Consider the following 18,815-nt stretch of genomic DNA (forward strand, 5'->3'; position numbering starts at 1 on the left):
CGGGCCCGTGGTCGGGTGGCCCGGGTCAGTCCTTCTCGGTCACGCCCGCGGTGTCGAAGGTGGCGACCTCGTGCATGGCGCGGGCGGCGCTCTGCACCAGCGGCAGGGCGAGCAGGGCGCCGGTGCCCTCGCCGAGTCGCAGATCGAGGTCGACCAGCGGACGCAGGCCGAGCTTGGTCAGGGCGGCGACATGGCCCGGTTCGGCGCTGCGGTGCCCGGCGATGCAGGCGGCCAGCGCCTCGGGGGCGATGGCGTGGGCGACGAGGGCGGCGGCTCCGGTGCTGACGCCGTCCAGGATCACCGGCGTCCGCAGGGACGCGCCGCCGAGGATCAGGCCGACGAGGGCGGCGTGCTCCAGACCGCCGACCGCGGCGAGGACGCCGATGGGGTCGGCCGGGTCGGGGCGGTGCAGCTCCAGTGCGCGGCGCACCACGTCGACCTTGTGGGCGTGCGTCTCGTCGTTGATACCGGTGCCCCGGCCGGTGATCTCGGCGGGGTCGGCGCCGGTGTAGACGCTGACGAGGGCCGCCGAAGCGGTGGTGTTGGCGATGCCCATCTCGCCGGTGAGCAGCGCCTTGTTACCGGCCGCGACGAGGTCCCGGGCGGTCTCGATACCCGCCTCGATCGCCTTGAGCACGTCCTCCTGGGACATGGCCGGCCCGGCCGTGAAGTCGTCCGTACCGGCGCGGACCTTACGGGGCAGCAGGCCCGGTGCGGCGGGGAGTTCGGCGGCGACACCGACGTCGACGACGCAGACCTCGGCGCCGACCTGGGTGGCGAAGGCGTTGCAGACCGCGCCGCCGCCCAGGAAGTTGGCGACCATCTGACCGGTGACCTCCTGGGGCCAGGGGGTCACGCCCTGGGCGTGCACGCCGTGGTCGCCCGCGAAGATCGCGACGGCGGCGGGCTCGGGGATCGGCGGCGGGCACTTGCGGGAGAGGCCGCACAGCTGCGCGGCGATGATCTCCAGCATGCCCAGCGCCCCGGCGGGCTTCGTCATCCGCTTCTGGCGCTCCCACGCCTCACCGAGCGCCTTGGCGTCGAGCGGGCGGATGCCGTGCAGGGTCTCCCGGAGCAGGTCGTGCGGGTCCTCGCCGGGCAGGGCGCGGCGGCCGTAGGTCTCCTCGTGGACGACCCAGGACAGCGGGCGCCGCTCGGCCCATCCGGCCTGCATCAGCTCCGGCTCCTCGGGGAACTCGTCGACGTAGCCGATGCAGAGGTAGGCGACGACCTCCAGGTGCTCGGGCAGGCCGAGTTCGGTGACCATCTGCCGCTCGTCGAAGAAGCTGACCCAGCCGACACCGAGGCCCTCGGCGCGGGCGGCGAGCCAGAGGTTCTCGACGGCGAGCGCGGAGGAGTACGGCGCCATCTGCGGCTGGGTGTGACGGCCGAGGGTGTGACGGCCGCCGCGGGTGGGGTCGGCGGTGACGACGATGTTCACCGGCGTGTCGAGGATGGCCTCGATCTTCAGCTCACGGAACTGCTTGGCCCGGCCCTTGGGCAGCGATGCGGCGTACGCCTTCCGCTGGCCGGTGGCGAGCTGGTGCATCCGCTCGCGGGTCTCCCCGGAGCGGATCACGACGAAGTCCCACGGCTGCGAGTGCCCGACGCTGGGCGCGGTGTGCGCCGCCTCCAGGACGCGCAGCAGCACGTCGTTGGGGATCGGGTCGGGGCGGAAGCCGTTACGGATGTCGCGGCGTTCGCGCATGACGCGGTGGACGGCGGCGCGGTCGGAGTCGTCGTAACCGGCGGCCGGGGGGCGGGTGGGGGCCACGGGGGTGTTCTCGGTCTGCTCGATGGCGGGAGTGGTTCCGTCCGGTTCGGCGGGCTCGGTGGCCTCGGCGGGCTCGGCGGCGGGCGCTTCGGGGGAAGCGGGCTCCGGGTGCGCCGGGCCTTCGGTGGTGGCGTCGGCCGGTGCGGTGGCCTCGGCGGGCTGCGGCTGTTCCGGAGTGACCGGGGCCGCCTCCGGGTGGGCTTCGCCCTGCGGGAGACCCTGGGGCGCTTCGGGGGCGCCGGGCCCGGTGCCGTCCTGCGGGTGCGGGACGGTTTCGGGGGCGGCCGGGGGCACGGTCTGCGGCCAGCCCGCGATGGGGGTACCGGCGGCCGGGGTGGCGGTGACCGGCAGCGGGGCGGGGACCGGGGCGCCGGGCACGGCCGGCGGGGTGGCCTGCGGGGCGGCGGGCGCCTCGGCTGCGGGCTCGGCCTGCGGGGCGGTTGCCTCGGGGGCGGCCTGCGGGGCGCCAGCGGGCTCGGCGTCGGCCGGGGGCTCGGTGGGCTGCGCCTGCTCGGCGGTGTCCGGGCTGTCGGGCTGCGGGGCGGGGGCCGACGCGGAGCTGTCGACCGGTGCCGACGGGGGCTGGGGCGCCTGCTGCTGGGGCTGCTCCTGGGCCACCTGGTCGTGGCCGGGCTGCTCCGCAGTGGGCTCGGCCTGCGGGGCGGCCTGCGGCGCGGCGGCCTCCGGGTGCGGCTCGGCGGGAGCGTCGGACGGCTGCTCGGCGGCTGCCTCGGGGGCGGCCGGGTCCGCTGCTGCCACGTCTGCGACGGGGGCGACCTGCGGGGCGGCGGCCTCGGGAGCCTCGGCCTCGGGGACCTGGGCCTCGGCTTCGGGAGCAGGGGCAGCCTGGGCGTCCGCGTCGGGAACGGGAAGCTGGGCGGCTGCCTCGGCGTCAGCTTCGGGAGCAGCGGCCTGGGCAACTGCCTCGGCACCGGCGGCGGGCGCGGGCTGTGCGGGCGCCACACCCTCGGCGGTCTCGGCAGCCTCGGCGACGGGGGCCTGCCCGGCCGCGGCCTGCGCCTGTGCCTCGGACCGTACGGCGTCGGGCCGGGGCTGCGGCTGCTCTTCGGGCTGCTCCGCGCCCGCCTCGGCGGGCTGGGCCACGGCTTCCTCGGTCACGACGTCTCCCGCCTCGGCATCGCGGGCCCCGGCGGGCACGTCCACCGCCACCTCGGGGGCCTCCTCCGTGCCCTCCGGCGCGGCAGGCTGCCCGGCGGCCCCCTGCGCGGCGGCGGCCGGAACGGCCCCGTCCGCGCCATCGGCACCGGAAGCCTCGGCACCGACCGGTGCATCGGCCTGAGGAACATCGGCGACGGGGGCAGCCGCGTTCGGGCCGTCCGCGCCGGGCACATCGGCGGCGCTCGCCCCGTCCACCTCGGCGGCCTGCTGCTCCGCCTCGGGGGTCTCCGCATCCGCCTCCGGCTGCGCCACGGCGACGTCGACGGCCTGGGCGACGTTCTCGGCAGCGGCAGCCTCAGGAGCAACGGCGTCCTGCGGGGCAACGGCATCGACCGAGGCTTCGGCCGGGGCGTCAGCCGGGGCCACACCCTCGGGCCCGGCAGCCTGCTGCGCCACGGACCCCTCCGCCTCGGCGCCCGCCTCCACGGCCTGACCGGACACCTCCGGGTGCACCTCGGCCGGAACGGCCTCCGGGGCCTGCGCGACGGGGACGGCGTCCGGGGCCTGCGCGGCGGGGACGGCCTCCGGGTTCTGGGCCGCAACCTGCACAGCCTCGGCAGGAAGCGGCCCGGCCGGGGGCTGCGGGGCCGGGGCGGCGCCCGGCTGCTGCGGCTCGGCCACCGGCGCCACCGGAACGGCAGCCACCTGCGCGGACGCCTCACCCCACGGCATCACCTGCGGCGGGATCTCACCGAGCTGAGGACCGGGCAGCTGCGCGGCATCAGGCGCGCCGTACGCAACCGGGGCGGCGGGCGCGGCCGAATCCTGCCCCTGCGGACCGGCCTCCGCACCGGGCGCCTGCGAACCGGCGTCCGCAGCGGGCACCTGCGGGCCGGGCTCGACACCGGGCGCCTGCGAGCCGGGCTCGGCAACGGGTGTCTGCGGGCCGGGCACCTCGCCCGGCACCTGCGGCCCCCCCTCGGCCTGCGGAACATCCGTTGCGGGAACATCCGCCGCCGGAACATCAAGGTATTCGGGATCGCCGGTGGGCGGCCCCGGCTGCCGTACCGGCATCGGCTGGGGCGGGGTCGCCGGGCCGCGGTCGGCCAGGGAGCGGACCACGCCGCCGGTGGCATCCGGCACGGGCGGGCCCATGTGCAGCGGGCGCCGGGCGGGCGCGGGCCGGTCCTGCGGGGCGGGGGCGGCGGGGCGGCCCCTGCGGTCCGGCTGCTCGGTCCAGGCGCCCTGGGCGGCCGGCATCAGCAGCAGATCGTCGTCATCGACCACGACACCGGACGGCTCGGGGTGGCCGTACGCGTCCGCCTGCGCGGTGCCCGGCTGTTCGGCAGCTCCGGGTGCGGCAGGGGAGGCGGTGGCCGGCTGCCCGGCCTGCCCGCCTGCGTGCTCCGGCTGTCCCTCGCCCGGGACCTGGCCGGTGTCGGTCATGCGTACCCCTCGCCCATTGATAGTGCTCCTTACCACCGCTCGTGCGCGCGCGTGGCCGAGGGCGCGCCCTCGGCCCGGTGACGGAACGAGCGGGCACGCCTCGCGGCACGTCCGCCCTCCGAGCGTCGTAGCCGGTTATCCGGATATCCAGCCAAAACCGTGACGTTTACCGGATATTGACGTACGAAGCCGAAAGCGGAACGGCGGCGCAACGATCCGCCAGCCTACCCCGCGTCGACGACGGTCCTGGTCACGGGTGAGGAACGCGATATCCGCTCAGCAGGAACACGACGGAGCGCTCCCGCTCGACCCAGGCCGAGGTGTCCAGATCGACCGATTGGAGCAGTGCGCACTCGACCTCGTAACCGCCGTCGGCCAGGGCGCGGCCGAGCGCTTCGGCCTCGTCGCGGGTCGAGGCGTGGGTGACGATCCGCTCCGGGCGGCGGGCCGCACAGGCGGCGATGACCGCCACTCCCCCGCCGCCGACGCGGATCACGTCCGGCTCCGGCAGGTCCTCCAGGATCTGCGGGGCGCGGCCGTGCACGACCTGGAGCTGGACGCCGTGGCGGCGGGCGACGGCGGTGGTGCGGCCGCAGGCGTCCGGGTCGGCGTCGACGGCGATGACGGCGGCGCCGAAGCGGGCCGCCTCCACCGCGGCGGCGCCGCTGCCGGAGCCGATGTCCCACACCAGATCGCCCAGGCGGGGCCCGAGCCGGGCGAGTTGGGCGGTGCGCAGCTGCACCGCCTCGCCCTCGCCGAACACCCCGCCGTACGCGCCGGACGGCAGCCCCCAGCCGCGCGGGCCGGCCGGGTGGCCGATGTCGTGGCCGGCGATCCAGCCGCTGGCACGGTCCCCGGCGTCGTCGGCGCGCCCGGCGGCGCCGACGACGATGACGACGTTGGGGTCGCGCCAGTCGTGGTCGGCGGCCTTGTCGGAGGTGAGGACGGTGACCCGTTCGCGGTCGGTGCCCAGCGCCTCGCAGATGACGAACGTACGGTGCACGCCGCCCAGCAGCAGGGCGAGTTCGGCGGGGCCCGCGCCGGGGGCGGTGAGGACCGCGACCTTGGGGTGCGCGCGGCAGACGTTGACGGCACGGCGCAGATCGCGGCCGTGGGCGACGACGATCTGGGCGTCGTCCCAGGGCATCCCGGCACGGGCGAACGCCGCGGCGACGGAGGAGACGGCCGGGACGACCTCGACCTCCAAGCCGTACAGGGGTGCGCGCAGGGTGCGGACGACGCCGAAGAAGCCGGGGTCGCCGTCGGCGAGGACGACGGCGGTGCCGCGGTGCTGGGCGATGCGGCGGGCGGCGAGCGCGACGCTGCCGAGGCGGATGCGTTCGGCGGCGGGCGGTACCTCGGGGAGGGCGAGATGGTGCGCCGCGCCGGCCACCAGGGTCGCGGCGCCCAGCGCGGAGCGGGCGGCGGCGGTGAGCGGCGAACCGTCCCAGCCGATGACCGTGACCCGGTCGGCCATGCTTCGTCAGTCTCCTGTCGCGGGTGAGGGGCGGGGCCGCGTCGCAGGTCGGTGCGGGCGCGGCACCGCGAGACTACTCCTGACGGGCCCGGACCACGGACCGGGTACGGCGGGCGCGCGCCGCCCGGCCGCGGTCCGCGCCCGGCCGCACCGGGGCCGGGGGGCGACCGGAACGGCCCCCGGTGCCCGTCAGTCCGTCAGTCCCTCAGTTCCACTCCGGGTAGGCGAAGCCGTTGGCGTCGACCCGCCGGCCGGGCACGTCCAGGTCCTCGGGCAGCAGGCTCCAGACGATGAGGTCGGTGCGGATGTCCGTCCAGCCGCCGTCCTCGGTGCGGGAGCGGGCGATGAAGGCGTTGCGCAGCACGCCCTCGCTGATGCAGCCGATCTTCTGGGCGACCTGCTGGGAGGCGGTGTTCCCGGCCGCGGTGCGCAGCTCCAGTCGCTCGAACTTCTGGTCCCCGAAGAGCCAGCGGGCGACGGCGAGGGCGGCCTCGGAGGCATAGCCCTCACCGCGGGCCCAGGGGGCGATGACGTAGGAGATCTCGGAGGAGCGCACCCGCCAGTTGGTGTTGCCGAGCTGGACGATGCCGACCAGGCGCTGGGTGAGGAACTCGGTGACGGCGAGGTCGATGCCGCGTCCGGAGGTGCGTTCGCCGGGTGCGTACCGGGTGACCCAGTTGCGGGCGCCGTCCTCGGTGTAGGGCTGCGGTATCGCGGTCCAGGCGGCGACCAGCTCGTCGTTCATCATCTCGGCGAGGGCGGGGACGTCGTCCTCGTCCAACGGGCGCAGCGTCAACCGGTCCGTGCTGATGGAGATATCCGGAAAGGTGGGGTTCATGCCGCTGCTCCAACGCTGTCGACCGTAGGGCTCCGGGGAGTTACGGGTCGTTTTCGATCACTTGTCGACCATCGTGAGTGCACCAGCATGCAGCATCCCGGCGCGGATGCGCCAAGCACGACGGCCCGTGCGCAGCGCGGGGCTGCGCACGGGCCGTCGGCGGCACCGGGTGCGGTCAGCTCTTGGGCTTGCCGAAGGAGGGCAGCGCGGAGCCGTCGGTGTAGGTCTTCTCGATGTACTTCTTCACCGCGTCGGTGTTGAGGAGCTTGGCGAGCTTCTTGACGCGCGGGTCGTCCTCGTTGCCCTTCTTGACGGCGAGGAAGTTGGCGTACGGGTTGCCCTGGACCGGCTCGATGGCGAGGGCGTCCTTGGACGGCTTGAGCTTGGCGGGGATGGCGTAGTTGCCGTTGATCGCCGCGGCGTCGTAGTCCGGGAGGGAGGAGGGCAGCGTCTCGGCCTTGGCCTCCTGGAACTTCAGGCCCTTGGTGTCCTTGATGTCGTTGAGGCCGGGGTTGTCGACCTTGGCGTCCTTGAGGGTGATCAGGCCCTTGGACGCGAGCAGCTTGAGGGCGCGGCCCTGGTTGCTGGGGTCGTTGGGGACGCCGATGACGCTGCCGGAGCCCAGCTCGGAGAGCTTGGTGTGCTTCTTGGAGTAGAGGCCCATCGGCTCCAGGTGGACGTTGACCACCGGGACGAGGTGGCCGTTCTCCTTCTTGTTGTACTCGTCGAGGTATTCCTTGTGCTGGAAGTAGTTGGCGTCCAGCTCCCCGTTCTCGGTGGCGGGGTCGACGAGCGTGTAGTCCTCGAAGGTACGGACGTTGAGCTTCAGCCCTTCCTTCGACGCCAGGTTCTTCTTGACGAAGTCGAGGATCTGGGCCTGGGGGACGGAGGTGGCACCGACGGTGAGCGGCGCGTTCGCGTCGTTCTTCTTGGTGGTCTCCGGGTCCGAGGGGGCGCTGCAGGCGCCGAGACCGAGGGTGAGGGCGGCGGCGGCCGCGACCGCCCCGGTGATCTTGATGACGTTACGCACGAAGAGTGCCTTTCTCATGGGTCCCGCGGGGCGCGCGGGACGTCGACCGTCCGGCAAAGGGTCCGGACCTGGGGTTCACAGAAGGTGTGCGTTGTCCCGCTGGATCTGCTCGCTCGCCTTGCGCGGACGGGGCAGGCGCAGCAGACCGCGGGGGGCGTCGGCGCGCGAGGAGCGGCGGGAGAGGGCGCGTACCGCGAGGTCGCCGATGAGCTGGACGGCGGTGACGATCACGATGATCAGGACCACCGTGACGATCATGAAGCGGGTGTCGAAGCGCTGCTGGCCGTAGGTGATGGCCGCGCTGCCCAGACCGCCCGCGCCGAGGGCGCCGGCCATCGCGGAGTAGCTGATGACGGTGATGACGGTGTTGGTCAGACCGGCCACGAGCGAGGGCATCGCCTGCGGCAGCAGGACCTTGAAGACGATGGTCCAGGTGCCGCCGCCCATCGACTGGGCGGCCTCGATCAGGCCGCCGTCCACCTCGCGTACCGCGGTCTCCACCAGGCGGGCGAAGAACGGGATGGCGCCGATGGCCAGCGGGACGACCGCGGCGCTGGGGCCGATGGAGGTGCCGATCACGAAGCGGGTGAACGGGATCAGGGCGATCATCAGGATGATGAAGGGCAGCGACCGCCCGATGTTCACCACGACGCTGATGATCTTGTTGACGGCGGCGTTGCGGAGCTGGCCGCCGCGCTCGGTGAGGACCAGCAGCACGCCGAGCGGCAGTCCGCCGATGACCGCCCAGACGGTCGCCCACCACACCATGAAGAAGGTGTCGAGGCACGCGTTGTACAGCAGCGGCTGCATGTCGTTCCAGCTCACTTGGCAGCGTCCTTCCGGAGCGTGGTGGCGGGCGCGGTGGCTCCGGCGGGTGCGGCATCCGCGACGTCTGCGGCCTCTGCGACATCGACTTGGAGTCCTTGTTCGCGGAGGAAGCCGATGGGCACGACGTTCTCCTCGAAGGGGCCTGGCAGTTCGATCCGCATCCGGCCGATCTGCTTGCCGCCGACGGTGTCCATCGCGGCGCCGAGGATCGAGATGTCGACGTTGTAGGTGCGTGACAGCTCGGAGATGACCGGGCGGGTGGCGGCGGCGCCGTGGAAGGTGATGTCGACGACGGTGCGGCCGTCCCCGGAGGGCTCGCCGCCCACGGGGAAGAGTTCGCGGGCGAGTTCGGAGCCGGGGGTGGCGAGGCGTTCGGAGACGGTGCCGGACTCGATGACGCGGCCGCCCTTCATCAGCGCGGCGGAGTCGCAGATCGTCTTGACGACGTCCATCTCGTGGGTGATGAGGACGATGGTCAGGCCGAGCTGCTGGTTGAGGTCGCGCAGCAGCTGGAGGATGGAGCGGGTGGTCTCCGGGTCGAGGGCGCTGGTGGCCTCGTCGGAGAGGAGCACCTTGGGGTCACCGGCGAGGGCGCGGGCGATGCCGACGCGCTGCTTCTGGCCGCCGGAGAGCTGGGCCGGGTACGCCTTGGCCTTGTCGGCGAGGCCCACCAGGTCGAGGAGTTCGAGCGCCTTGCGGGCGCGTTCGCGGCGATCGACCTTGAGGATTTCCAGCGGCAGTTCGACGTTGTCCTGGACGGTGCGCGAGGACAGCAGGTTGAAGTGCTGGAAGACCATCCCGATGTGGCTGCGGGCGGCGCGCAGCGCGGCGTTGGCCCGCTCCTTGCGTCCGGCCAGCGCGGTCAGATCGGTCCCGGCGACGGTGACCGTGCCGGAGGTGGGGCGCTCCAGGAGGTTGAGGCAGCGGATCAGGGTGGACTTGCCGGCGCCGCTCTGGCCGAGGACGCCGTAGACCTCACCCTCGCGGACGTGCAGGTCGACGCCGTCCAGCGCGGTGACTTCGCGGTCTCCTGAGCGGTAGACCTTGGTCAGGCCCGTTGTGGTGATCACAGGGAATTCCGTCACTGTCGAGTGCCCGGCGGCTCGCCCGCCGGACACGGGGCATTCTTTCGCGGCATGGGAAACCGGGGACCTGAAAGACGCCGAAGAGCGGGCTTCGGGTTCCGGTGACGCGGGGTGGCCGGTTCCGTGGGGACGGACACTTTCGGCTCATGGCAGCAGGTCTCGCTTCGGGGCGCGAGGCTCAGGCGGGGGCCCTCAGCGGTCACACATTCGACACATGCAACGAGCACCGGGCGTCGTCATCGCCTCGGTCGCAGGGGTGCGGCTGCTCGTCGTGGTCATGGCGGCAAGTAAACCAGACAAGCGTGCAAGTCGAGCCAGCGCGTCCGAATAGCGGACGGCGAATGTCGGAACGTGGACGGCTCCGCGACCCGCCCGCCCGCCGCATCCGCCATCCCCGGGCCGCGCGGCCTGCGCGAACGCCCGCGTACGGACCCGGGCGGGCACCCCGTGCGCCCCGCGCGGGCACGGGCCGTGTGGCCAACGCCACGGCGGGCGGGACGGGCCGGGGCCCGGGGGCGGCCCGGAAGGTGCGGGCGGCGCGGCCCGGAAGGGGAAGCCGCCGGCCCCGCCGCGCCGCTCCCCCGCCGCGCCGGGCCCGCGCGCGAGCGTCCGGTACGGGCCGATTAGCATCGCCTCATGCCCCACAACCCCACGGTGCGCCGCCGTGCCGCGCGGAGGTCCCGGTGATCGACGCCCTGACGATCGCGGTCGGTGCGACCGCTCTCGCCCTGGCCGCCTGGTGCGGTTTCGCCGCGTACCGCGACGAGCCCACGAAGGACTGGCACTTCATCGGCATGGCCGTCGTCTCCCTCCTCGGGATCGTCCAACTCGTCGTCGGCATCGTGCAGTTGGCGGGCGGACACTCTCCCGCCAAGGGCACCGCGCTCTTCCTCGCCTATCTGATCGGCGCGGCGGCGTGCGTACCGGGCACCGGCTTCATGTCGCTGTCGGAGCGCACCCGCTGGGGCTCGGCCACCGTCGCGGCGGGCGCCGTGGTGCTGGCGGTGCTGGAGGTCCGGCTGTTCGACATCTGGGGAGGCGGCAATGGATGACATCACCAAGACCGGCGCGCAGGACACCGCCGTCGCCGCGGACGGCCGCCGGTCGCTGGGCACCGGCCCCGGGCGGCTGCTCGTCACCCTCTACGGCATCTTCACCGTCGCCGCCGCGTCCCGCTCGCTGTACCAGCTGATCGCGCAGTTCCATGTGGCGCCGCTGGCCTACACGCTCTCCGCGGTCTCCGCGGTGGTCTACGGCTTCATCACCTTCTCGCTGGTGCGCGGCGGTGAGGGGGCCCGCCGGGCGGCGCTGGTCTGCTGTGCGCTGGAGCTGCTGGGCGTCCTCGGCGTCGGCAGCTGGACGCTGCTGGACCCGTCCGCCTTCCCCGACGCCACGGTCTGGTCGGACTACGGCATGGGCTATCTCTTCATCCCGGTCTTCCTGCCGGTCACCGGTCTGCTCTGGCTGCGGCGGTCGCGTACGGCGTGACGCCTCCGGGGCGCGGCCGTGCCGCGGGGCCTTGAGGGCGGCCCCGCGGCGCGAAGGCTCAGGCTCCGGTGGCGTACGCCTGTGCCGCCGCGGGCTTCTCCAGCGTGATGCGGCCCAGGCGGCGGCCGGTCTCCTCGGTGGGGACGGGGGCGTAGCCGTGGTTGCGGTAGAGGCGGAGACCGCCGTCGCCGCGGTGACCGGCGAGGAGGCGGTAGCGGGTGGCGGCGCGTTCGGCGCTCAGGCGCGCCTCGACGGCGGCCAGCAGCCGGCCGCCGAGACCGTGCCGTTGCAGCCGGGGGTGGACGATGAGCTTGCCGATGCGGGCGGTGCCGTCGGTGTCGACGGTGCCTCGGGCCGAGCCGACCACCTCGTCCCCGAGGCGGGCGACCACCACACAGCCGGTGGCGAGTTCCTCCCGCAGCCCGGCCAGGCTCTGGGTGAGCGGTTCGATGCCGTAGTCGTCGTACAGCGCCGCTTCGGGCTGGTAGCAGAGGTACTGGAGTTTGAGGATCTGCTCGGCGTCCTGGTCGGTCGCCGCAGAGATGGTCACGCTCGTGCCCATGCGCGTCTGCCTCCCCTTGTCGGTTCGCGGTGTCCGGGCGCCTTGAGGGTGGCGGCTCCCGGAACGATGGCCCTGACCGGCGGCGCCCGGCAGGCACCGCCGCTCCCGGCGTGGCCGTCGCCGGGCTCTCCAGGGCTCCCCGGAAAGCACCGGCGGCAATCGCGCCGCGAGGGCCTGTCGTCACACTCCCGTCCGCCTCACGGCGTCCGGGCGACAACGGGAGGGTGACGACAGGCCCTGGCATTCTGCGGGCCCGGCACCGCAACCGGAACGGACCGGCGCCCCGCTGTGACATTCCCGACGCCGCCCCACCCCGGGGCGACGGGGCGGGGCGGCGTCGGTCCGCGGACGCGCCGACCGGATCAGGCCGTGCGGAACTCCTCGGCCACCAGCAGCGCGGTGTCCGGGTTGTCGGAGAACATCCCGTCGAGGCCGGTCGCCAGGCACGCCCGGAAGTAGCCGCGGGCGTCGCCGTAGGCGTTGGGGTCGGTGCCGCGGCGGTAGTCGGTGGGCAGGAAGGTGTTCTCGTTGCGGCCGGTGTAGGGGTGCAGCACCAGACCGGCGGCGTGCGCGTCCTTGACCAGCGAGGTCGGCGCACCGGACTTCCCGGACGCGTCCCGGGGGATGATCTGGTCCAGCGCCGGGCCGATGCCCTGGGCGAAGCCCGCGATCCAGCGCAGCCCCGCGGGCTCGATGAGGTCGGCCACGGTCCGCGGGTCACCGGACTCGACGAAGTCCCACGGCCGGGTGTCGGGGGCGTCGAGCAGAACGATCTTGGGGCAGTCCACGAGCTTGCCCAGGCGCTGGATGCTGCTCGGCTCGAACGACTGGAGGAAGGTCGCGGAGGTGCGGCGGTGCCGCCCGTACGCGCGCAGCGCCTTCGCCAGCCGCTCCTCCAGGCCCAGGCCCAGCTTGCGGAAGTAGGTGGGGTGCTTGGTCTCGATGTGGAGCCAGACGCGGCGGCCACGGCGGCGGCCCTCACGGTCGGCCCAGCGCAGCACCTCGTCGAAGGTGGGCACCTCCCACACGCCGTCGTAGAGCGTGTTGTGCTGACGGGTCTGGGGGATGCGCTCCTTGGCGCGGAGGGTCTTCAGCTCGGCGAGCGTGAAGTCCTCGGTGAACCAGCCGGTGAGCTGCACGCCGTCGACGGTCTTGGTGGTCTTGCGGTCAGCGAACTCGGGGTGCGCGGAGACATCGGTGGTGGCCGTGATGTCGTTCTCGTGACGGCAGACGAGGTGGCCGTCCTTGGTGGGGACGAGGTCCTGCTCGATGACGTCGGCGCCCATGTCCAGGGCGAGTTGGTAGGAGCCGAGGGTGTGCTCCGGGCGGTAGCCGCTGGCGCCGCGGTGGCCGACGATCAGCGGGACGGGCAGCTCCCCGCCGACGCCGCCGTGGCCCGGACGGCCGCCCGCCGCCGTGCCGGTGCGGTCCGCCGCTCCGGCCTGTCCGGCGGCGCCGAGCACCACCGCGCCCGCGCCGAGGGCCGCGGCCCCCAGTATCCTGCGCCGTCCCGGCTGCTGCCCCTGGTGCATCCCCGCTCCTTGCTCTCCGGTTCGTGTGATCGGCCGCGCCGGACCGTGGCTACGGGCCGGGCGGCCGGTCGATCGTATGCTCGACCCGGGGCGTTCGGGGAGACGGGCGGCGGATTCCGGGAGAACAGGGCGCAGGTGGGGGCCAACTGCGCGTAGCGACCGGATGAACCCGGTGTGCGACCACGGGTGACCCGCGAGTATCGTCCTGAGCCTCGCGTTCCGTCATCCACCCGCCACCGCCGACCCGTCACGCCCGGAGGGCCCGTTGTCCCGCATTCTGCTGAAGGCGATTCTCGGATTCGTCATGCGTGTCCTGTACCGCCCCACGGTCGAGGGCGTCGAGCGCATCCCGCAGACCGGTCCGGTCATCCTGGCCGGCAATCACGTCACGTTCATCGACTCGCTGTTCCTGAGCCTGGTCGTCAAGCGGCCGGTGTACTTCATCGGCAAGGACTCCTACGTCACCGGCAAGGGCCTCAAGGGCCGGTTGATGGCGTGGTTCTTCCGCAGCTCCGGGATGATCCCGGTGGACCGCGACGGCGGGCGCGGCGGTGTCGCGGCGCTGATGACCGGCCGCCGGATCCTGGAGCAGGGCCACGCGTTCGGCATCTACCCGGAGGGCACCCGCTCCCCCGACGGCCGTCTCTACCGCGGTCGCACCGGCATCGCCCGGCTGACGCTGATGACCGGCGCGCCCGTCGTCCCGTTCGCGATGATCGGCACGGACAAGGTGCAGCCCGACGGCAAGGGCATGCCGCGCATCGCCAAGGTGACGGTCCGTTTCGGTGAGCCGCTGGGCTTCTCCCGCTACGACGGCATGGACCGCGACCGCTACGTCCTGCGGGCCGTCACCGACGAGGTGATGAGCGACGTGATGGAGCTGTCCGGCCAGGAGTACGTGGACATGTACGCCACCAAGGCGCGCGCCGCCTGACCGTACGCCGCGCGACGGGCCGCATCCCTTCGGGGGTGCGGCCCGTCGTCGTGTGCGCGCTCTCAGCAGGGGACGCGGAAGCCGCCGGCGGCGCGCCCGCCCTCGGTGCCGCTGGTGCGGGCGGTGCGCAGGGCCGCTTCGGGGCGGGGCACGGCGGTGCCGTCGTACTGGAGCAGGCGGGGGCGTTCGGTGACGGTGCCGGTGCGGGCGCCGGGTCCGGTGGCGTTCTTCACCCGGACCCGGTCGGTGGCCGCCGGGGTGAGCCTCTTCGCCTGCCGGACGAAGGCGACGAAGCTCTCGAAGTCGCGGGTGTGGCGCACGGGTTCGGTGAAGCCGAGGAAGGCGCTGAAGCCGTCCTGGTTGATGAGGGTGTACGAGGGCGCGGCGAGGCGGTAGGTGCGCTTCTCGTCGAGGGGCTCGCCGTCGATGAACACCTCGGCGGGGTCGATGCGTTTGCCGACCGGGCCGGTGGCGTCGAAGGTGTAGCGGACGTTGCCGGAGACGGCGAGCGGGGAGAAGCCGAGGCCGCCGCCCGCGGCCGGGGCCCACTGCTCCTCCAGGGCGTCGTGGAGTTGGCGCCCGGTGACGGTGACGGTCATGACCGGGTCGCCGAAGCCGACGGCGTTCCAAGCGGCGCCGAAGGTGACGGTGCCGCCGCTCTGGGCGTCGTGCACCAGGTCGGCGGCGATGACGGCCTGGCCCTGGCGGGGTGCTACGGCGATCAGGGCGAGGTCGGCGGGGGCGTTGGCCGGTCCGCCCGGGTCGGCCATCGGGTCGAGGGGCTGCCGTCCGGCCCACAGCGCCCAGTCGGCCACGAGTTTGCCCATGGTGCTCTCGCCGGTGGCCTTGCGGGTGCGGGTGAAGGAGGCGGTCTGGGTGGCGATCGGGGTGGCGGCGCGGCGGGTGCCGTATCCGGCCCAGTAGTCGGCGATCTCGCGGAGGACGGGATCGGGGGCGATGTCGCGGGTGTTGGGGTGGTTGGTCGTGGTGGTCAGCTCGCGGACGACCTCGCCGGTGGTGCGGTCGAGGCGGAGCGTGATCTCGTTGATCAGCTGGCCGTAGCAGCCCGCCTCGACGAACGGGCGGGGGGTGCCCGACGGGTCCGGCAGCATCATGGAGAAGGCGCAGTGCCAGTGGCCGGTGACGATGGCGTCGATGTCGGACGAGGCGCGCAGGGCGAGTTCGTAGGCGGGGCCCGAGGGGTTGGTGCCGCTGTTGAAGTCGGATCCGGCGACGGCGCCGTCGTGCATGCTCAGGACGATGGCGCGGACGCCTTGGGCCTTGAGCTCGGCGGCGCAGCGGTTGGCGGTCTCCAGCTCGTCGAGGGTGCACAGTCCGGGCTGGTAGGAGCCGGGGAACGCCTCGGTGCCGATGGCGGTGAGGTGGATGAAGCCGACCGGCAGGGTGCGGCCGCCGCCCGCGTCGACCCGCACGATGTTGTACGGCGGCAGCACGGTCTTCCCGGTGGCGGCGTCGGTGACGTTGGCGCTGTAGTAGGGGAAGTCGGCGCCCTTGAAGCGGGTGCCGGTGGAGTCCTTGAAGGCGTCGTCGCGGTCGACGACGGGGTAGGGCTTGCCGCCCGCCATGTGTGCGGTGAGGTACCGCACCGACTTGTCGAACTCGTGGTTCCCCGCGGACGCGAAGTCCAGGCCCATGGCGTTGAGCGCCTCGATGGTGGGCTCGTCGGCGAGGGAGGCGGCGTCGAACTCCCAGCCGGAGAAGAGGTCTCCGGGCGCGAAGAAGACCGAGTTGGTGTGCCCGGCGCGCAGCGCGTTCAGATGCGCGGCCATGGAGGCGACGCCGCCGACGGTGTACCTGCGGCCGCCCGCGCCGGTGATGACGGAGTTTCCGCCGGGCGCGCCCTGAAGGTAGCCGTGCAGGTCGGTGATGTTGAGGAGCTGGACGTCGACGTACTCGGTGGCGGTGGCCGCGTCGCGGGCGTGGCCGGTGGCGTAGGTGGGGGTGCCGAGGGCGCCGGTGGTGGCCAGCGCTCCGGCGGCGGTGAGGAAGGAACGTCGTCCGATCTCGCGCACTGCGTCACTCTCCTGAGAGGTCCCGGCCGGAAGGGAACGGTCGGAGAGTAAAGCGGGCGGGGCGGGCCGGCCGATCTCCGCGACGCGACGCGGACGTGAACGGGCGGCGGACATCGGCCCGTCGGCCACCGGTACGCCCGGCGCACCGGTGGTGATCATGGTTGCCGCCCGGCCACGCCCCGACGCCGACACGCCCCGCCGCACCCCACGTCCCCCATCCGCACCCAAACCGGCCGGACGGACAAGTACGGGGCGGGACGGTGCGCGGAGGGTGGGGCGTGCCGTGCGCACGAGGACGGGCCCGGCGCCAGGGTTGGCGCCGGGCCGGGAGGGGCGGGTGCGAGGTCCGGGAGGGAGCCGGTCCGGGAGGGAGCCGGTCCGGTTCCCGGCCGGCCCCGGCCCCGGCCTAAGCCGCCGTCCCCGTGTCCGGCTGCTCGTCGGCGGGGCGCTCCTCCGGGCTCTCGCCGAGCTTCTGACCGCGCAGCAGGAACCATGCGACGACCGAGGCGGTGAGCAGCACCCCGGCGCCGACGCCCGCCGCGATGTCCAGGCCGTCGACGAAAGCGTCCTGCGCGGAGTGCAGCAGCGCGGCCGACTGCTCCGGCGGCAGCATCCGGGCCGCCTCCACCGCACCGCCCAGGGATTCATGGGCCGCGGCGGACGCGTCGCCCGCCACGCCCGCCGGGTGGGGGAAGCCGCGGTAGATGCCGGTGACGATGGAGCCGAGCAGCGCGATGCCGAGCGCCGCGCCCAGTTCGTAGGCCGTCTCGGAGACCGCGGAGGCGGCGCCCGCCTCCTCCTTGGGGACGCTGGAGAGGATGACGTCGGCGGTGACGGTGAAGGCGAACCCGGCGCCGACGCCGACGACGAAGAGGATCGCGGTCAGGGCGAGGGTGCTGGTGTCGGCGTGCAGGGTGACGCATCCGGCCAGCGCGAGGCCGACGACGGCGAGGCCACCGGCCACCACGACGCGGACGGAGAGCCGCCGGGCGACGTACCCCGCGGCGAGGCCCGCGCCCACCGCGCCGACCGCCGCGGGCAGTTCGACGAGTCCGGCGTTGAGCGGCGGCCGGAGCTGCACCATCTGGAGGAACTGCGACAGGAAGAAGACCAGTCCGGACAGGCCGAGGATGGTCAGCAGATCGGCGAGGACCGCGCCGGAGAAGCCCCGGTGGTGGAAGAGCTTCATGTTCAGCAGCGGCGAGTCGAGGACGTACTGGCGGCGGACGAACACCACCAGCGCGGCGACGCCGACGACCGCGGCCACCGCGATGTCCCAGCGGAAGCCGTGCGCCGCCGCCTCCTTGATCGCGTAGACCACGGCGACGATGCCGACGAGGGAGAGCGCGACGCTGGGCAGGTCCCACGGGCCCGGCTCGGGGTTGCGCGACTCGGGGATCACCCGGGCGCCGACGACGACGAGGAGCGCCATCACCGGCAGATTGATCAGGAAGACCGAACCCCACCAGAAGTGGCCCAGCAGGAAGCCGCCGAGGACCGGGCCGACGGCGGTGCCCGCCGAGGCCATCGCGCCCCAGATGCCGACCGCGAGGCTGCGCTCCCTGGGGTCGTGGAAGAGGTTGCGGATCAGGGCGAGGGTGGCCGGCATCAGCGTCGCCCCGGCCACCCCGAGCAGCGCCCGCGCCGCGATCATCATCTCCGGGCTGGTCGCGTACGCGCACAGCGCCGACATCGCGCCGAACGCGACGGAGCCGAGGAGCAGCAGCCGCTTCCGGCCGATGCGGTCGCCGAGGCTGCCCATCGAGACCAGCAGACCCGCGATGACGAACGAGTAGATGTCGCCGATCCACAGCAGTTGGGTGCCGGACGGCTGGAGGTCCTCACTGAGGTACGGGGTGGCCAGGCCGAGCACCGTGGCGTCGACGCCGACCAGCAGCACCGCGAGCACGAGGACGGCGAGCGCCAGCCAGCGTCCCGGGCGGGGGTGGTCCTCGTGTGCGGAGCCGGGGCCCGCCGGTGCGCTCTCGGTCATTTCTCCATGCTCCGTCGTGCGCCGCCGAGCAGCAGCTCGGCGATCGAGTGGGTGACGTCGTTGCGGGCCACCCGGCCGTCGTGGACTGCCCAGGCTCCGGCGCCGATCAGGCCGTAGAGCGCCTCGGTCAGCCACGCCGCGCCGAGGTCGATGCGGAAGTCGCCCTCCTCCTGGCCGCGGCGGAACAGCGCGTGGATACGGGCGTCGAGGCGGTTCCAGCCCTCGTTGATCTCCGCGCCCTCGAAGAGCTGGTTCTCGGTGAAGAGGAAGGCGAGGACGCCGGCGACCGGTTCGGTCTCGGCGATGAGCCGCCGGAGCGCGGCCGGAGCGTCGCCTTCGCCGAGCCGGGCGGCGTCCATGGCGCGGGTGAGCTGTTCGATGCCCAGCTGCTCCAGCGCGCGGATGAGGGCGTCGCGCCCGGCGAAGTGCCGGTGCAGGGTGGCGCGGCCGATTCCGGCGGCGCGGGCGATCTCGTCCATGGAGGACGTGGGCCGCCGGGTGAGCAGCGCCGCGGCGGCGGTGAGTACATGGGAGCGATCCACAGCCATGAGACGCACTCTAACCGAATGAGACGATGGTGTCTCACTCAAGCGTTTAGGCTCTCACGCCCGTAGGGCCGCACGGAGCCACGCATACGCCGACGGCGGCCCCTCCGCACGGGAAGGGACGCCGTCGA

14 protein-coding genes are annotated in these 18,815 nt (G+C 73.6%); 3 read left to right on the plus strand and 11 right to left on the minus strand.

All coding sequences use genetic code 11. The annotated features are described in order from the left end of the window. Positions 1-25: 25 nt before the first annotated feature. The 6 genes from cobT to OG422_RS04720 all read right to left on the minus strand — a co-directional run bounded on the left by cobT (position 26) and on the right by OG422_RS04720 (position 9,582). Positions 26-4,339 carry a nicotinate-nucleotide--dimethylbenzimidazole phosphoribosyltransferase gene (gene cobT, locus OG422_RS04695; protein ID WP_405739997.1) on the minus strand — a complete coding sequence of 1,438 codons (4,314 nt, stop codon included), beginning with the start codon at positions 4,337-4,339 and terminating at the stop codon, positions 26-28. 250 nt (positions 4,340-4,589) lie between these two features. Next, a complete protein-coding gene (gene cbiE / locus OG422_RS04700; RefSeq protein WP_405740000.1) occupies positions 4,590-5,816 on the minus strand; it encodes a precorrin-6y C5,15-methyltransferase (decarboxylating) subunit CbiE in 1,227 nt (408 codons plus the stop codon). 205 nt (positions 5,817-6,021) lie between these two features. Beyond that, a complete protein-coding gene (locus tag OG422_RS04705) occupies positions 6,022-6,654 on the minus strand; it encodes a GNAT family N-acetyltransferase (protein ID WP_143942873.1) in 633 nt (210 codons plus the stop codon). Between the two features lie 175 nt (positions 6,655-6,829). Continuing rightward, a complete protein-coding gene (locus tag OG422_RS04710; protein ID WP_405747647.1) occupies positions 6,830-7,684 on the minus strand; it encodes a MetQ/NlpA family ABC transporter substrate-binding protein in 855 nt (284 codons plus the stop codon). A 75-nt stretch (positions 7,685-7,759) separates the two neighbouring features. Continuing rightward, entirely contained in the window at positions 7,760-8,509 is a 750-nt protein-coding gene (locus tag OG422_RS04715) for a methionine ABC transporter permease (protein ID WP_143942872.1), read from the minus strand. Continuing rightward, entirely contained in the window at positions 8,506-9,582 is a 1,077-nt protein-coding gene (locus OG422_RS04720) for a methionine ABC transporter ATP-binding protein (protein WP_143942871.1), read from the minus strand. Before OG422_RS04720 ends, OG422_RS04715 begins: the two co-directional genes overlap by 4 nt. 698 nt (positions 9,583-10,280) lie before the next feature. Here OG422_RS04720 and OG422_RS04725 point away from each other — a divergent pair. Both OG422_RS04725 and OG422_RS04730 read left to right on the plus strand, forming a co-directional pair. Beyond that, positions 10,281-10,649 carry a hypothetical protein gene (locus OG422_RS04725; RefSeq protein ID WP_143942870.1) on the plus strand — a complete coding sequence of 123 codons (369 nt, stop codon included), beginning with the start codon at positions 10,281-10,283 and terminating at the stop codon, positions 10,647-10,649. Then, on the plus strand, positions 10,642-11,085 hold the full coding sequence (locus tag OG422_RS04730; RefSeq protein ID WP_143942869.1) for a hypothetical protein: 444 nt from the start codon (positions 10,642-10,644) through the stop codon (positions 11,083-11,085). The genes OG422_RS04725 and OG422_RS04730 overlap by 8 nt, the downstream gene beginning before the upstream one ends. 58 nt (positions 11,086-11,143) lie before the next feature. Here the strand turns inward: OG422_RS04730 and OG422_RS04735 are convergent, their stop codons facing one another. Continuing rightward, positions 11,144-11,647 carry a GNAT family N-acetyltransferase gene (locus tag OG422_RS04735; RefSeq protein WP_143942868.1) on the minus strand — a complete coding sequence of 168 codons (504 nt, stop codon included), beginning with the start codon at positions 11,645-11,647 and terminating at the stop codon, positions 11,144-11,146. Between the two features lie 362 nt (positions 11,648-12,009). After that, positions 12,010-13,179 carry a glycerophosphodiester phosphodiesterase gene (locus OG422_RS04740; protein ID WP_405740008.1) on the minus strand — a complete coding sequence of 390 codons (1,170 nt, stop codon included), beginning with the start codon at positions 13,177-13,179 and terminating at the stop codon, positions 12,010-12,012. 265 nt (positions 13,180-13,444) lie between these two features. On the opposite strand from OG422_RS04740, the gene OG422_RS04745 reads away from it, so the two are divergent. After that, positions 13,445-14,113: a lysophospholipid acyltransferase family protein gene (locus tag OG422_RS04745; protein ID WP_405740011.1), complete on the plus strand. Its 669-nt coding sequence runs from the start codon at positions 13,445-13,447 to the stop codon at positions 14,111-14,113. A 62-nt stretch (positions 14,114-14,175) separates the two neighbouring features. Here the strand turns inward: OG422_RS04745 and OG422_RS04750 are convergent, their stop codons facing one another. From OG422_RS04750 to OG422_RS04760, 3 genes are all read right to left on the minus strand, one after another. Further along, positions 14,176-16,146, minus strand: a complete 1,971-nt coding sequence (locus OG422_RS04750; RefSeq protein ID WP_405740014.1) for a bifunctional metallophosphatase/5'-nucleotidase — start codon at positions 16,144-16,146, stop codon at positions 14,176-14,178. Between the two features lie 406 nt (positions 16,147-16,552). Then, positions 16,553-18,139: an MFS transporter gene (locus OG422_RS04755; protein WP_405740016.1), complete on the minus strand. Its 1,587-nt coding sequence runs from the start codon at positions 18,137-18,139 to the stop codon at positions 16,553-16,555. Then, positions 18,136-18,687, minus strand: a complete 552-nt coding sequence (locus OG422_RS04760) for a TetR/AcrR family transcriptional regulator (protein WP_405740019.1) — start codon at positions 18,685-18,687, stop codon at positions 18,136-18,138. Before OG422_RS04760 ends, OG422_RS04755 begins: the two co-directional genes overlap by 4 nt. Between the last annotated feature and the right edge of the window lie 128 nt (positions 18,688-18,815).

Origin of the sequence: Streptomyces sp. NBC_01525 (genome assembly GCF_045040405.1) — a bacterium.
GTDB classification, from domain to species: Bacteria; Actinomycetota; Actinomycetes; order Streptomycetales; family Streptomycetaceae; genus Streptomyces; species Streptomyces benahoarensis.